General features: G+C 68.8%; 14 protein-coding genes. All 14 read left to right on the top strand.

The annotated features are described in order from the left end of the window. Window positions 1-87 precede the first annotated feature (87 nt). Window positions 88-3,978 carry a DNA-directed RNA polymerase subunit beta' gene (locus AC5RUP_RS08890; RefSeq protein ID WP_494154093.1) on the top strand — a complete coding sequence of 1,297 codons (3,891 nt, stop codon included), beginning with the start codon at window positions 88-90 and terminating at the stop codon, window positions 3,976-3,978. Between the two features lie 105 nt (window positions 3,979-4,083). Then, window positions 4,084-4,836 carry an IclR family transcriptional regulator gene (locus tag AC5RUP_RS08885; RefSeq protein ID WP_494091981.1) on the top strand — a complete coding sequence of 251 codons (753 nt, stop codon included), beginning with the start codon at window positions 4,084-4,086 and terminating at the stop codon, window positions 4,834-4,836. A 120-nt stretch (window positions 4,837-4,956) separates the two neighbouring features. Beyond that, window positions 4,957-6,144: a 4-hydroxybenzoate 3-monooxygenase gene (locus AC5RUP_RS08880; protein ID WP_494012732.1), complete on the top strand. Its 1,188-nt coding sequence runs from the start codon at window positions 4,957-4,959 to the stop codon at window positions 6,142-6,144. A gap of 70 nt (window positions 6,145-6,214) precedes the next feature. After that, on the top strand, window positions 6,215-7,060 hold the full coding sequence (gene pcaH, locus AC5RUP_RS08875) for a protocatechuate 3,4-dioxygenase subunit beta (RefSeq protein ID WP_494154892.1): 846 nt from the start codon (window positions 6,215-6,217) through the stop codon (window positions 7,058-7,060). Then, on the top strand, window positions 7,060-7,632 hold the full coding sequence (gene pcaG, locus AC5RUP_RS08870; protein ID WP_494154891.1) for a protocatechuate 3,4-dioxygenase subunit alpha: 573 nt from the start codon (window positions 7,060-7,062) through the stop codon (window positions 7,630-7,632). The genes pcaH and pcaG overlap by 1 nt, the downstream gene beginning before the upstream one ends. A 6-nt stretch (window positions 7,633-7,638) precedes the next feature. After that, window positions 7,639-9,075 carry a lyase family protein gene (locus AC5RUP_RS08865; protein WP_494158468.1) on the top strand — a complete coding sequence of 479 codons (1,437 nt, stop codon included), beginning with the start codon at window positions 7,639-7,641 and terminating at the stop codon, window positions 9,073-9,075. After that, a complete protein-coding gene (locus AC5RUP_RS08860; RefSeq protein WP_494154966.1) occupies window positions 9,072-9,866 on the top strand; it encodes an alpha/beta fold hydrolase in 795 nt (264 codons plus the stop codon). Before AC5RUP_RS08865 ends, AC5RUP_RS08860 begins: the two co-directional genes overlap by 4 nt. 45 nt (window positions 9,867-9,911) lie before the next feature. Continuing rightward, window positions 9,912-10,340, top strand: a complete 429-nt coding sequence (pcaC, locus tag AC5RUP_RS08855; RefSeq protein WP_494093304.1) for a 4-carboxymuconolactone decarboxylase — start codon at window positions 9,912-9,914, stop codon at window positions 10,338-10,340. 197 nt (window positions 10,341-10,537) lie between these two features. Continuing rightward, window positions 10,538-11,749 carry a thiolase family protein gene (locus AC5RUP_RS08850; protein ID WP_494158467.1) on the top strand — a complete coding sequence of 404 codons (1,212 nt, stop codon included), beginning with the start codon at window positions 10,538-10,540 and terminating at the stop codon, window positions 11,747-11,749. Between the two features lie 12 nt (window positions 11,750-11,761). Continuing rightward, window positions 11,762-12,451, top strand: coding sequence for a 3-oxoacid CoA-transferase subunit A (locus AC5RUP_RS08845; RefSeq protein ID WP_494150982.1), 690 nt, complete (start codon window positions 11,762-11,764; stop codon window positions 12,449-12,451). Next, on the top strand, window positions 12,448-13,092 hold the full coding sequence (locus AC5RUP_RS08840; protein WP_494000488.1) for a 3-oxoacid CoA-transferase subunit B: 645 nt from the start codon (window positions 12,448-12,450) through the stop codon (window positions 13,090-13,092). Before AC5RUP_RS08845 ends, AC5RUP_RS08840 begins: the two co-directional genes overlap by 4 nt. Before the next feature lie 8 nt (window positions 13,093-13,100). Beyond that, complete coding sequence (locus tag AC5RUP_RS08835; protein ID WP_494154822.1) at window positions 13,101-13,892, top strand: IclR family transcriptional regulator domain-containing protein; 792 nt, start codon at window positions 13,101-13,103, stop codon at window positions 13,890-13,892. 67 nt (window positions 13,893-13,959) lie between these two features. Then, window positions 13,960-14,691 carry a class E sortase gene (locus AC5RUP_RS08830; protein WP_494154821.1) on the top strand — a complete coding sequence of 244 codons (732 nt, stop codon included), beginning with the start codon at window positions 13,960-13,962 and terminating at the stop codon, window positions 14,689-14,691. Window position 14,692: 1 nt separating this feature from the next. After that, window positions 14,693-14,890 carry a hypothetical protein gene (locus AC5RUP_RS08825; RefSeq protein WP_494154820.1) on the top strand — a complete coding sequence of 66 codons (198 nt, stop codon included), beginning with the start codon at window positions 14,693-14,695 and terminating at the stop codon, window positions 14,888-14,890. The last annotated feature ends 73 nt before the right edge of the window (window positions 14,891-14,963 follow it).

Below are 14,963 nucleotides of genomic sequence, written 5' to 3'. Positions count from 1 at the left end.
GCACCGCGGCCGGCCCGCGCACGGCGCCCCTCTTTCCGTAACCCGACAGACTTTCAGATTTAGAGAACAAGAGAGAACAGGGACCATATGTCCAGCGAATCCTCCTTCGGCCTCATGCGCATCGGCCTTGCCACCGCGGACGACATCCGCGACTGGAGCTACGGCGAGGTCAAGAAGCCGGAAACAATCAACTACCGCACCCTGAAGCCCGAGAAGGACGGCCTCTTCTGCGAGAAGATCTTCGGACCTTCCCGCGACTGGGAGTGCTACTGCGGCAAGTACAAGCGCGTGCGCTTCAAGGGCATCATCTGTGAGCGCTGCGGCGTCGAGGTCACCCGTGCCAAGGTCCGCCGCGAGCGGATGGGCCACATCGAGCTGGCCGCCCCGGTCACCCACATCTGGTACTTCAAGGGTGTCCCCTCCCGCTTGGGCTACCTGCTCGACCTGGCGCCGAAGGACCTGGAGAAGGTCATCTATTTCGCCGCCTACATGATCACCAGCGTGGACGAGGAGCGCCGCCACGAGGAACTGCCCAACCTGCAGGCCGAGCACGACCTGGAGAAGAAGCAGCTGGCCGACACCCGCGACTCCGACATCGCGGCGATCGCCAAGGACCTCGAGGACGAGCTGACCCGCCTGGAGGGCGAGGGCGCCAAGGCCGCCGAGAAGAAGAAGGCCCGCGACTCCGCCGACCGCCAGATGGCCAACGTGCGCAAGCGCGCCGACGCCGAGATCGAGCGCCTCGACATGGTCTGGGACCGCTTCAAGAACCTCAAGGTCGCCGACCTCGAGGGCGACGAGGGGCTCTACCGCGAGCTGCGCGACCGCTACGGCCTCTACTTCGAAGGCGCCATGGGTGCCGAAGCCATCAAGAACCGCCTTGAGAACTTCGACATGGCCGCCGAGGCCGAGTCGCTGCGCGACATCATCAAGAACGGCAAGGGCCAGCGCAAGACCCGCGCCCTGAAGCGGTTGAAGGTGGTCAACGCTTTCCTGACCACCACCAACTCGCCGCTGGGCATGGTGCTGGACGCCGTTCCGGTGATCCCGCCGGAGCTCCGCCCGATGGTGCAGCTGGACGGCGGCCGCTTTGCGACCTCCGACCTGAACGACCTGTACCGCCGCGTGATCAACCGCAACAACCGCCTGAAGCGCCTGCTGGACCTGGGCGCGCCGGAAATCATCGTCAACAACGAAAAGCGGATGCTGCAGGAAGCCGTGGACTCGCTGTTCGACAACGGCCGCCGCGGCCGTCCGGTCACCGGACCGGGCAACCGTCCGCTGAAGTCGCTGTCCGACATGCTCAAGGGCAAGCAGGGCCGCTTCCGGCAGAACCTGCTGGGCAAGCGCGTTGACTACTCCGGCCGTTCCGTGATCGTGGTCGGCCCGCAGCTGAAGCTGCACCAGTGCGGCCTGCCCAAGCAGATGGCGCTGGAGCTGTTCAAGCCGTTCGTCATGAAGCGGCTGGTGGACCTGAACCACGCGCAGAACATCAAGAGCGCCAAGCGGATGGTGGAGCGCTTCCGCCCGCAGGTGTGGGACGTGCTCGAAGAGATCATCACCGAACACCCGGTGCTGCTCAACCGTGCACCTACCCTGCACCGGCTGGGCATCCAGGCGTTCGAGCCGCAGCTGGTCGAAGGCAAGGCGCTGCAGCTGCACCCGCTGGTGTGCGCCGCGTTCAACGCCGACTTCGACGGCGACCAGATGGCCGTGCACCTGCCGCTGAGCCCCGAGGCCCAGGCCGAGGCGCGCATCCTGATGCTCTCCTCGAACAACATCCTGAAGCCGTCGGACGGCCGTCCGGTGACCCTGCCCTCCCAGGACATGATCATCGGCCTGCACCACCTGACCACCAAGCGCGAAGGCGGAACCGGCGAAGGCCGTGTCTTCGCCAGCCCGGCGGAGGCCATCATGGCCCACGACGCCGGCGAGCTGCACCTGAACTCCGTCGTCAAGATCCGCGTGCCCGGCTTCGTGCCCAGCGCGGACCAGCCGGCACCGGAGGGCTGGGAAGAGGGCCAGGAAGCGCTGATCGAAACCTCGCTCGGCCAGGTCATCTTCAACGACACGCTGCCCGATGACTACCCCTGGGTGGCGCGCGTGGCGGACAAGGGCCAGCTCTCGGCGATCGTGAACGATCTGGCCGAGCGCTACCCGAAGGTCGTCACCGCGGCGACGCTGGACAACCTCAAGGACGCCGGGTTCTACTGGGCGACCCGTTCCGGCGTGACCGTGGCGATCTCCGACATCGCGGCACCGGCCGAAAAGGCCGCCATCATGGAGGGCTACGAGACCCAGGCCGCCCGCGTCGAGTCCCAGTACAACAAGGGCCTGATCGCCGACGACGAGCGGCGCCAGGAACTGATCGACATCTGGAACAAGGCGACCAATGAGGTTGCCGACGCGATGCGGAAGAACCTGACCAAGGAGAACACCATCAACCGCATGGTGTCCTCCGGTGCCCGTGGCAACTGGCTGCAGGTCCGCCAGATCGCAGGTATCCGTGGTCTGGTGGCCAACCCGAAGGGCGAGATCATCCCGCGCCCGATCAAGTCCTCCTACCGTGAGGGCCTGTCGGTGCTGGAGTACTTCATCGCCACACACGGTGCCCGCAAGGGCCTGGCCGATACCGCGCTGCGTACCGCCAACTCGGGTTACCTGACCCGCCGCCTGGTGGACGTGTCGCAGGACGTGATCGTGCGCGAGATGGACTGCGGCACCGAGCGCGGCCTGACCACGGTCATCGCCGAAGCCGACCACAACGGTGAACTGCGCCGGGCCGAGGAAGTGGAGAACTCCGCTTACGCCCGCACGCTGGCCACCGACGTGGTGAACTCCGAGGGCACCGTGGTGGCGCCGGCCGGATCCGACGTCGGCGATGTGCTGATCCAGGAACTGATCGACGCCGGCATCACCGAGATCAAGGTGCGCTCCGTGCTCACCTGTGAGTCCGCCGTTGGTACCTGCGCGCTCTGCTACGGCCGCTCGCTGGCCACCGGCAAGACCGTGGACATCGGCGAGGCCGTCGGCATCATCGCCGCACAGTCGATCGGCGAGCCCGGTACCCAGCTGACCATGCGTACCTTCCACACCGGTGGCGTAGCCTCCGCGGAAGACATCACCCAGGGTCTGCCCCGTATCCAGGAGCTCTTCGAAGCCCGTACCCCCAAGGGTGTCGCGCCGATGGCCGAAGTGGCCGGACGCGTGTCCATCGAGGACGGCGAACGCCAGATGCGCGTCATCGTCACCCCCGATGACGGCTCGGAAGAGATCGCCTACCCGGTGCTGCGCCGTGCACGCCTGCTGGTCGAAGACGGCCAGCACGTGGACGTCGGCCAGCAGCTGGTCACCGGCGCCAAGGACCCGAAGCAGGTGCTGCGTATCCTCGGCCCGCGCCAGGCGCAGAAGTTCCTGGTGGACGAGGTCCAGACCGTGTACCGCAGCCAGGGCGTCGGCATCCACGACAAGCACGTGGAGGTCATCGTCCGCCAGATGCTGCGCCGCATCACCGTGATCGAGTCCGGCGAGACCGACCTGCTGCCGGGCGAGCTGGCCGAGCGGAGCCGCTTCCAGGCGGAGAACCGCAAGGCCGTCTCCGAGGGCAAGCAGCCGGCCAACGGCCGTGACGAGCTGATGGGCATCACCAAGGCCTCGCTCGCCACCGAGTCGTGGCTGTCGGCCGCGTCCTTCCAGGAGACCACCCGCGTCCTGACGCAGGCGGCCATGGAGGGCAAGTCCGACCCGCTGCTGGGCCTGAAGGAGAACGTCATCATCGGTAAGCTGATACCGGCCGGCACCGGCCTGGACCGGTACACCCAGGTGTCGGTGGAGCCGACGGAGGAAGCGAAGGCCAACCTGTTTACCGGCCCGAGCGCCTTCGGCGACTTCGACTACGCCGGCGCCGACGGATCGCTGACGCCCGAGTTCCACGCCATCCCGCTGGATGACTACGACCTGGGCAGCGACTACCGCTAACCGCAAGCACGGAACCGCCTCCTGCTCCCCGATACCGGGGCAGCGGGGGGCGGTTTCCGCGTTTAATGGCCCCGGCGGCCGCGGCGCACGTGAGATTCTGGGAACATGGCCAATTCCCCGTCCGGTGACTCGATGCTGGACCGGCTGGTGCGCATCCTGTCTGCGTTCGAGCCGGACAAGCCGGCGATGACCGTCGCCACGCTCTCCCGCCGGGCGGAGGTGCCGCTGGCAACGACCTACCGGCTGGTGGAGGCGTTGTCCCGCCACGGGCTGCTGACGAAGGAGGGCCCCGGTGAGATCCGGCTCGGGCTCCGGCTGTGGGAGCTGGCCAACCGGAGCTCGCCGGCCGTGGACCTGCGGCAGGCCGCCATGCCGTTCATGGAGGACATCCAGTCCGTGGTGCGCCAGCACACCCAGCTGGCGGTGCTGCGCGAGGACGAAGTCCTGGTGATCGAGCGGCTCTCCAGCCGCGGCTCCGTGGTGAACCAGGCCCAGATAGCCGGCCGCATGCCGGTGCACCGGACCTCGATGGGCATGGTGCTGCTGGCCTATTCGCCCAACCACGTCCAGGAGTCCTACCTGACCCGGCATCCGGAGGCCGTGGCGTCGGCCGACCCGGTGTCCTTCGACCTGCGCCGGCACCTGGCCGACATCCGCAAGCGGGGCTACGCGGCGTTCGACGGGCGGATCGACGTGGACACCACCGGCATCGCCGTCCCCGTGCTCGGCCCGGCCGGCCGGCCGCTGGCGGCCCTCGGCGTGGTGGTGCCGCTGGGATTTGAGAACTTCCACGCCGTGGTCCCCGCGCTGATGACGGCGGCGCGCGGGATCTCCCGGGCCATGGGCGTGGCGCTGTGACGGCGGCGGCAGGCACCGTCGTCGTAATTCTCATTCAATAAGAACGCCGGGGCGGAACGTGTGTCGCCGGGCTCACACTGGTGAAGAGACGGCTTCCTCTTTGACCCAGGAGACTTACCCATGGCGCAACCGCAGATCATCAAAACCAAGGTTGGAATCGTCGGCGGGGGACCGGCCGGCCTGATGCTCAGCCACCTGCTGGCCCGGCACGACATCGACAACCTCGTGGTGGAATCCCGTGACCACGACACCATCCACAACACCCACCGGGCCGGCATCCTGGAGGCAGGCTCGGTCAAGATGCTCACCGACACCGGCGTCGACGGCCGGGTGCTGACCGAGGGCGACGAGCACGCCGGCATCGACCTGCGCTTCAACGGAGAATCGCATCCGCTGGACTTCAAGGACCTCGTGGACGCCACCGTGACCCTGTACGCGCAGAACGAGGTCTTCCTGGACCTGGCCGCTGCCCGCAGGCGCGACGGCGGCGACGTGCGCTACGAGGCCGAGGTCACCGAGGTGCTGGACCTGGAGACCACCACGCCCAAGTTCAGGTTCACGGACAAGGACGGCGCCGCGTTCGAGGTGCACTGCGACATCCTGGTGGGTGCCGACGGCTCCCGCAGCTTCTGCCGCCGCGCGGTGAAGGGGGAGCAGGACTACAAGATCGAGTATCCGTTCGCCTGGTTCGGCATCCTGACCGAGGCCCCGAAGAGCGCCCCGGAACTGATTTACGCGAACTCGCCGCACGGCTTCGCGCTGATCTCCCAGCGCAGCGAGACCGTCCAGCGCATGTACTTCCAGTGCGATCCGGCCGAGAACGTGGACGACTGGAGCGACGACCGCATCTGGGCGGAACTGCAGAAACGGGTCGACGGGCCGGACGGCTTCCAGCTGAAGCAGGGGCCGATCTTCGACAAGACCGTGCTGGCCTTCCGCTCCTTCGTGCGGGAACCGCTGTCCCACGGGCGCATGTTCCTGGCCGGCGACGCCGGGCACACGGTGCCGCCCACCGGCGCCAAGGGCCTGAACCTGGCCTTCGCGGACGTCAAGGTGCTCTTCGAGGCCATCGACTCGTTCTACTCCACCGGCAGCGACGCCCTGCTGGAGGGCTACTCCGACCTGGCGCTGCAGCGGGTCTGGAAGGCACAGAACTTCTCCTACTGGATGACCAGCATGCTGCACACCCGCACGGATGCCTCGCCGTTCGAGACCAAGCGGGCCCTCGGCGAACTGGCCACCGTGACCGGTTCCCGCTTCGGGCAGCAGTACCTGGCCGAGTCCTACACCGGCTGGCCGCACAAGTAACCACTCCGCCCGCACCACGCCGGGCGCGCAGACCCCGAACCATCCACAGCCACAACGGAAAGGAGTCCCGATGAGCGACGCAAAAGCTCCGGACGAGGCTTTCGAGGACGAGACGTTTGACGACAGCCACCTGCTCGATCCTGCCGCCACCGCGGATTCGCAGGAAAAGATCAGCCGGGAAATCGCCGACAGCCACGAGGCGTACCGCAAGAGTGTGGAAGCCGGCAGCGCCGAAGAGACGCAGCCGCGCATCGACTTTGCGCCCTACCGCTCCTCGCTGCTGCGCCACCCCACCAAGGACCTGCACCACGCGGACCCGGAGACCATCGAGCTGTGGAGCCCGGCCTTCGGCGAGCGTGACGTGCACCTCCTGGAGTCGGACCTGACCATCCAGCACAACGGCGAGCCGATCGGCGAGCGGATCATCGTGCAGGGCCGTGTCCTGGACGGCGACGGCCGCCCGGTGCGCAACCAGCTGGTGGAGGTCTGGCAGGCCAACGCCGCCGGCCGCTACGTGCACAAGCGCGACCAGCACCCGGCCCCGATCGACCCGAACTTCACCGGCGTGGGCCGCTGCATCACCGGGCCCAACGGCGAGTACAAGTTCACCACCATCAAGCCCGCACCCTACCCGTGGAAGAACCACCACAACGCCTGGCGCCCGGCACACATCCACTTCTCGCTGTTCGGCACGGACTTCACCCAGCGCATGATCACCCAGATGTACTTCCCGGGCGACCCGCTGTTCCCGCTGGATCCGATCTACCAGTCGATCACCGACCCGGCGGCCCGCGACCGCCTGGTCGCCACCTACGACCACTCGGTCACCAGCCACGAGTGGAACACCGGCTACCGCTGGGACATCGTCCTTTCCGGCAGCAACCGCACATGGATGGAAGAAGGCGAGGAGCACTGATGAGCGAGTCCACCACCAAACTGGTGCCCACCCCGGGCCAGACCATCGGCCCGTTCTACGGCTTCGCGCTGCCCTACGAGAAGGACAGCCAGCTGGTCCACCGCGCGCACGCCGGGGCCATCCGGCTGCACGGCGTGGTCTACGACGGCAACGGCACCGTGATCCCCGACTCCATGCTGGAGATCTGGCAGGCCGACGAGCACGGCAAGATCTCCCGCGAAACCGGTTCCCTGGTGCGCGACAACCACACCTTCACCGGCTTCGGCCGCGTGGCCGTGGACAACGTGGGCCACTACACCTTCACCACGGTCAACCCGGGTGTCACCGAGCCGGGCAAGGCCCCGTTCATCTCGCTGGTGGTCTTTGCCCGCGGCCTGCTGAACCGGCTGTTCACCCGCATCTACCTGCCGGAGGACACCGAGGCGCTGGCGAACGACCCGCTGCTGTCCTCGCTGCCGGAAGAGCGGCGGAACACGCTGATCGCGGAGCGCGAACCGAACGGCGACCTTCGCTTCGACATCCGGCTGCAGGGCGACGGCGAGACCGTCTTCCTGACCTACCCGGGGATTTAGGCCCGTATGAATCCAGCGGACCACGCTGATTTCGGGCTGCTGTCTCCGGCCTCGGCCGGGACAGCAGCGTCCCGTTTAACCAGCGACTACCAATTCATCCAGGCCATGCTCGACGTGGAGCTCGAATGGACCCGCGTGCTGGCCGACGCCGGCCGGGTCCCCGCGGACGCGGTCCCGGCGGTCGAGCGGGCCTCGCGCGCCGACCTCTACGACGCCGCGGGGCTGGCCGAGCGGGTTCAGGGCGGCGGCAACCCGGTCATCCCGCTGCTGGCCGACCTGCGGGCGGAGATCAAGAAGCACGACCCGGCCGCCGTCCCGGCGATCCACCGGGGCGCCACCAGCCAGGACATTCTGGACAGCGCCCTGATGCTGATGGCCCGCCGCGCGCTGGCCGGGATCGTCACCGACCTCAAGTCCGCCGCCGCGGCCCTGGGGCGGATGGCGGACGAACACCGCGCCACCGTCACGGTGGCCCGCACCCTGACCCAGCATTCGCTGCCGTCGACGTTCGGGCTCAAGGCCGCCAACTGGCTCTCCGGCGTGGCCCAGGCCGGCGTCCGGCTGGAGCGCGTGGCCGGCGAACTGCCGCTGCAGTGGGGCGGCGCGGCCGGCACCATGGCGGCGCTCACCGACCTGGCCAACCTGCCCGCCCGCCCGGCGGCGGACGGCACCGGGCAGGACGACGACGGCGGTGCGCTGGCCCTGGCGGCCCGCCTCGCCGGGCGGCTGGGGCTCGCCGATCCGGTGGCGCCCTGGCAGACCAACCGGCTGCCGGTCACGGCGCTGGCCGCCGCGCTGGCCGACGTGCTGGCGGCCGCCGGCAAGGTCGCCAACGACGTGCTGCTGCTGAGCCGGCCCGAAGTGGGCGAGGTCTCCGAGCCCGCCGCCGACGGCCGCGGCGGCTCCTCGGCCATGCCGCAGAAGCAGAATCCGGTGCTGTCCGTGCTGATTCGCAGCGCCGCCCTCGCCGCCCCCGGGCACCTAACCCAGGTCCAGGCCGCGGCGGCAGGGGCCGTGGACGAGCGGCCGGACGGCTCCTGGCACGTGGAGTGGCAGGCGCTGCGCCAGCTGCTCCGGCTCGCCGGCGGGGCAGCCGCCAAGCTGGCCGAACTCTCCGACGGCCTGGTGGTGCGCCCGGAGAAGATGCGCCGGAACCTTGGGATCACCGGCGAGCTGGTGGTCAGCGAACGCGTCATGGCCACGGTGGCGCCGATGCTGGACGGCGGAACCCCCGGCGCCGGCAAGGCCAAGGTCCAGAGCCTGGTCAACCAGTCGCTCGCCGGCCAGGGCAGCCTGGCGCAGCTGCTGCGCGAGGCCGTGCCCGGCGACGTCCTCTCCGACGCGGCGCTGGCCGAACTGCTGGACCCGGCCGGGTATACCGGCCAAAGCAGCGGCCTGATCGACCGGATCACGTCCCACTACGCAGAATGGAGCCATTCGTGACCGTCCCCGACATCACCCCCACCCTCCTGTCCGAGGGCAAAGGCAGGCCGGTGCTGCTGGCCGGCGCCGGACTCGGTACCGGCGCCAAGGCGCTCTGGGCCGACGCCGTGGAGCACCTGCAGGACTTCCAGGTGGTGGGCGTGGACCTGCCCGGCCACGGGGCCAGCCCCGCCTCGACCGAACCGTACACCATGGCCGAACTCGGCCAGGGGGTCGTGGCGATGCTGGACAAGCTGCGCGAAGCCGGCGACATCGACGCCGGCGCCCAGGTGTACTTCGCCGGCGTCTCGATGGCCGGTGAGCTGGCGCTGCAGCTGGGCCTGGACCACCCCGACCGCTTCGCCGGCCTGGGCGTGGTCTGCTCCGGCGCCAAGATCGGCGAGCCGGCCGCGTGGCTGGAACGCGCGGACACCGTGCGCCAGGCGGGCACACCCACGATGGTCACCGGCTCCGCGCAGCGCTGGTTCGCGCCGGGCTTCATCGAGAAGCACTCCGAGCGCACCACCCGGCTGCTGCACACCCTGCAGAACGCGGACCGCTTCGCCTACGCCCACGCCTGCGAGGCCCTGGCCGGCTTCGACGTCCGCGGGCGGCTCGGCGACATCACCACTCCGGTGATCGCCGTCGCCGGGGCGCTCGACCAGGTGTGCCCGCCCGAGTTCGCCGAAGTAGTGGCCGCCGGCGTGCAGAAGGGCAGCTCCGCCGTCGTCGACGGCGTGGCCCACCAGGCACCCGCCGAGGCACCCGCGGAAACCGCGGCGCTGCTGCGCGATTTCTTCCTGGCCGCCTGAAGCCGCAGCCGGGCCCATGACTGAACAAACCAAGGAGTACATGCCGTGAGCGATAACCGCACCTTCGATCCTGCCAAGACCCAGCAGGAGGTTTACGACGAGGGCATGGCCGTGCGCCGGCAGGTCCTCGGCGATGCCCACGTGGACCGCGCGAACAGCTCGATCGATGAGTTCACCCAGGACTTCCAGGAACTGATCACCCGCTACGCCTGGGGGACCATCTGGACCCGGGAGGGGCTGCCGCGCACCACGCGCAGCGCCATCACGCTCACCGCCATGATCGCCAAGGGCCACTGGGAGGAATTCGCCATGCATGTCCGGGCGGCGCTGACCAACGGCATGACCCGCGACGAGATCAAGGAAGTCGTGCTGCAGTCGGCCATCTACTGCGGCGTGCCGGACGCCAACGTCGCGTTCAAGGTGGCCAAGGGCGTCTTTGCCAGCCTTGACGAGGATCACAAGGGCTCGATATAGTTCATATAACGTACATGCGTTCGTGAAGCGAACACTTTCGGCAGGAACAAGCGCCCCGCGGCGGTTCCCGCCGAAACGGTATGTTCCGCGCGGACCCCCGTGTCGACGGAGCGGTCCGGTCCGGCCTGAGCGCCGGGCCGGGCCGTTTGCTGTAACCGAAAGGCGCACCCCGGAAGTGCGCCGCGAAGGAGCCTCGAATGAACCAGGCATATTTGTATGACGCCGTCCGCACCCCCTTCGGCAAGTTCGGCGGTGCGCTGGCCGGTGTCCGCCCGGACGACCTGGCGGCCGAAGTCGTCAAGGCGGAAGTTTCCCGGGCCCCCGGCCTGGATCCGGAGCGCATCGACGAGGTGATCTTCGGCAACGCCAACGGCGCCGGCGAGGAGAACCGGAACGTGGCGCGCATGGCAACGCTGCTGGCCGGCCTGCCCACCTCCATCCCGGGGACCACCGTGAACCGGCTGTGCGGCTCCAGCCTGGACGCCGCCATCATCGCCTCCCGGCAGATTAACGCCGGCGAAGGCGACCTGGTGCTGATCGGCGGCGTCGAGTCGATGAGCCGGGCGCCGTGGGTGCTGCCGAAGACCGAGAAGCCCTACCCGGCCGGCGACATGACCCTGGCGTCCACCACCCTGGGCTGGCGCCTGGTGAACAAGAAGATGCCGCGGGAATGGACCGTCTCCCTGGGCGAGGCCACCGAGCAGCTGCGCGAGCGCCACGGCATCAGCCGCGAACGGCAGGACGAGTTCGCCGCCGCCTCGCACCGCCTCGCCGACGAGGCCTGGAACGCGGGCAAGTACGACTCGATGGTGGTGAAGGTTCCGGGCACCGACCTGATCCGTGACGAGTCCATCCGCCCCACCAGCACAGTTGACGTCCTGGCCGGGCTGAAGACCGTCTTCCGGGCGGCGGGCGAGGGCCCCGAGGGCGGCACGGTCACGGCCGGCAACGCCTCGCCGCTGAACGACGGCGCCTCCGCGGCGTGGCTGGGCAGCGAGGCCGCCGCCGGGCTGCTGGGGACCGGGCCGCTGGCCCGGATCGCCGGCCGCGGCGCCTCCGCCCTGGAGCCGCAGTACTTCGGGTTCGCGCCGGTGGAGGCCGCCAACCAGGCCGTCCGGCGGGCCGGCATCGGGTGGTCCGATGTCGCCGCCGTCGAGCTCAACGAGGCATTCGCCGCGCAGTCGCTGGCATGCATCGACAACTGGGACATCGACCCGGCGATCGTGAACGCCTGGGGCGGGGCCGTGGCCATCGGCCACCCGCTGGGCGCCTCCGGCATCCGCATCCTCGGCACGCTCGCCCGCCGGCTGCAGGAATCGGGCGGCCGCTGGGGCGTGGCCGCCATCTGCATCGGCGTCGGCCAGGGCCTCGCCGTCGTGCTGGAAAACGTCAACTCAACCAAGAACTAAGGAGGTAAGCGGGTGCCTACATTCGCTGCTACTGCCCGGGACGCCGTGGCCGGCATCCAGGACGGCGCCACGGTGCTGATCGGCGGCTTCGGCAACGCCGGCCAGCCGATGGAGCTGATCGACGCGCTCATGGACTGCGGCGCCACCGACCTGACCGTGGTGAACAACAACGCCGGGCAGGCGGACGCCGGCCTGGCGCTGCTGATCAAGGAGCGCAGGGTCAAGAAGATCATCTGCTCCTTCCCGCGCCAGTCCGACTCCTGGCACTTCGACACCGCCTACCGCGCCGGCGAGATCGAACTGGAACTGGTGCCGCAGGGCAACCTGGCCGAGCGCATCCGCGCCGCCGGCGCCGGGATCGGCGGCTTCTTCACGCCCACCGGCTACGGCACGATGCTGGCCGAGGGCAAGGAAACCCGGATGATCGACGGCCGGGGCTACGTGCTCGAGACCCCGATCCACGGCGACGTCGCGCTGATCAAGGCGCTGACCTCCGACCGGAAGGGCAACCTGGTCTACCGCAAGACCGCCCGCAACTTCGGACCGATCATGGCGGCCGCCGCCAAGAAGAGCATCGTCCAGGTCTCCGGCATCGTGGAGACCGGCGAACTGGATCCCGAGGTCATCGTGACTCCGGGCATCTACGTGGACACCGTCGTCGAAATTGCGCCGCAGGCCGCAGAGGGAGAGGCAAACCAGTGAGCGAGAAACTCAGCCGCGAAGACCTGGCCAGGCTGGTGGCCCGGGACATCCAGCCCGGTTCCTTCGTCAACCTCGGCATCGGGCAGCCGACGTCGGTCTCCAACTACCTGACCGCCGAGCAGGACATCACCCTGCACACCGAAAACGGCATGCTGGGCATGGGCCCGGAGGCGCAGGGCGACCAGATCGACCAGGACCTGATCAACGCGGGCAAGGTCCCGGTCACCGAGGTGCCGGGCGCGTCCTACTTCCACCACGCCGACTCCTTCGCCATGATGCGCGGCGGCCACCTGGACGTCTGCGTGCTCGGCGCGTTCCAGGTCTCCGCCACCGGCGACCTGGCGAACTGGCACACCGGCGCGCCCGACGCCATTCCCGCCGTCGGCGGCGCGATGGACCTGGCCACGGGGGCCAAGGACGTCTACGTGATGATGTCCCTGTTCACCAAGGACGGCAAGCCGAAGCTGGTGCCGGAATGCACCTACCCGCTCACCGGAGTGGGCTGCGTCACCCGCGTATACACTAATGACGCGGTCTTCCTGATTACCGAGGAAGGCGTGCGCGTGCGCGAGACGTTCGGGACCACGCTTGAGGAACTGCAGTCCAAGATGGACATCAAGCTGCTTCCGCCCACCGAGTAAAAGGAACCATGACCGAGACCAAGACGCCGGGCGACCAGTTCGTCCAGTCGCTGGCCCGCGGATTGACCGTGATCAGGGCCTTCGACGCCGACAACGTCACCATGACGCTCAGCGAGGTCTCCAAGAGGACCGGCCTGACCCGTGCCACGGCGCGGAGGTTCCTGCACACCCTGGTCGACCTGGGCTATGTGCGCACGGACGGCCGCGTCTTCGAACTCACCGCTCTGGTGCTCCAGCTGGGGTATTCCTACCTCGCCGGGCAGAGTCTGCCCCAGCTGGTGCAGCCATTGCTGGAAGAACTTTCCGCGGAGCTGCATGAATCCACCTCCGCGTCGATTCTCGACGGCGATGAGATCGTCTACATCGCCCGCATCCACACCCGGCGGATCATGACCGTGGGCATCATGGTGGGCACGCGCTTCCCCGCCTACGCCACGTCCATGGGCCGCGTGCTGCTCGCCGGCCTGCCCGCCGGCCGGCTGGAGGACTATCTGGCCTCGGCCGAGCTGAAGCCGTTGACGTCACGGACCATCGCCGACCCGGACAGGCTTCGGGCGGAGCTGGACAAGGTGCGGAGCCAGGGATGGGCCCTGGTGGACCAGGAACTGGAGATCGGCCTGCGCTCGGTGGCCGTTCCGGTCCTGCATCCGGACGGGTCCGTGGCCGCCGCGTTGAACATGTCCATGCAGGCATCGCTGGCGGACGGCACCCGGGACGTCGACGCCGTCGTCGCGGAGGCCCTGCCGAAGCTGCGGGCCGCCGCCGCCAAGGTCACCGACGCGCTGCGCGCCCAGCAGTAGGTTCCGAAGGCGGGCGCGCCAGCCCCGCCGCCGGCAGGAATCCAGTTCCCCAGGGAGGATTGCGAACATGGGAAAACGTCAAACCATGGGTTCGCTCCGGGCCGCCTCCGGCCTGGCGGGCGAACTGCTCGTGACCCTGGGCGCCATCGTCCTCCTCTACGTCATCTGGCAGCTGTGGTGGACCAACCTGGACGCCCGGGCGGCGCAGCAGGACGCGGTCAGCGCCCTGTCCCGGCAATTCGAAGGCCCCGCCGTGACGGCCGCCGCCGAGGACTTCGGGCCGCCGCAGACGGGCGGGCAGCCCCGGGACGGCGAGACCTTCGGGATCGTCTACGTCCCGCGCTTCGGCGATGACTTCACCGTGCCGGTCTCGGCGGGGGTGGGTCCCGAGATCCTCGATTCGCTGGGGCTGGGCATGTACGACGGCGCGGAGATGCCGGGGGAGGTCGGAAACTTCGCGGTGGCCGGCCATCGCCAGACCTACGGCAAGGTCCTCGACAACATCGACTCGCTCCGACCCGGGGACCGCATCCACGTGCGCACTGCCGACGGGTACTTCACCTACGTCTTCGAGGAGCACACCATCGTGACGCCGGACCGGACCGATGTATTGCTGCCGGTGCCGGAAAAACCAGGGGCCGAACCTGTCAGGGCGATGATGACCCTGACGACCTGTCATCCACGGTTCAGCGACCGGGAGCGGTACATCGCCTACGCCGCGCTGGAATCCTGGCGCCCGGCCGAGGCGGGACCGCCTGCCGAAATCGCCGGCCTGGTCGCCGCGCAGGCAGGAGCCTGAGGTGTACGCCTGGATCTTCCGCAACCTGCCCGGCCCGCTCGCCGTGCGGATCCTGCTGTCGCTGATGCTGTTGGCGGCGGTCGTCCTGGTGCTCCTGGAGTTCGTTTTCCCGTGGATCAGTTCCCTCGGGCTGCTGGAGGGCGAGGCAACACTCAGCCAGGGACGGGGAGACGGCGGGTCTGTGGAGCGGGCAGGGTAGGACGACCCGCGTTGCAGCGGACCCCGGCAGGCGCGCCGAATTAGCGGATGTGACCTGCATCATTTATATTTCT

The sequence above is a fragment of the Arthrobacter sp. Y3223151 genome (assembly GCF_059091125.1).
The sequence above is the reverse complement of the archived record's forward strand: the minus strand, read 5'-3'. Positions and strand labels throughout refer to the sequence as shown.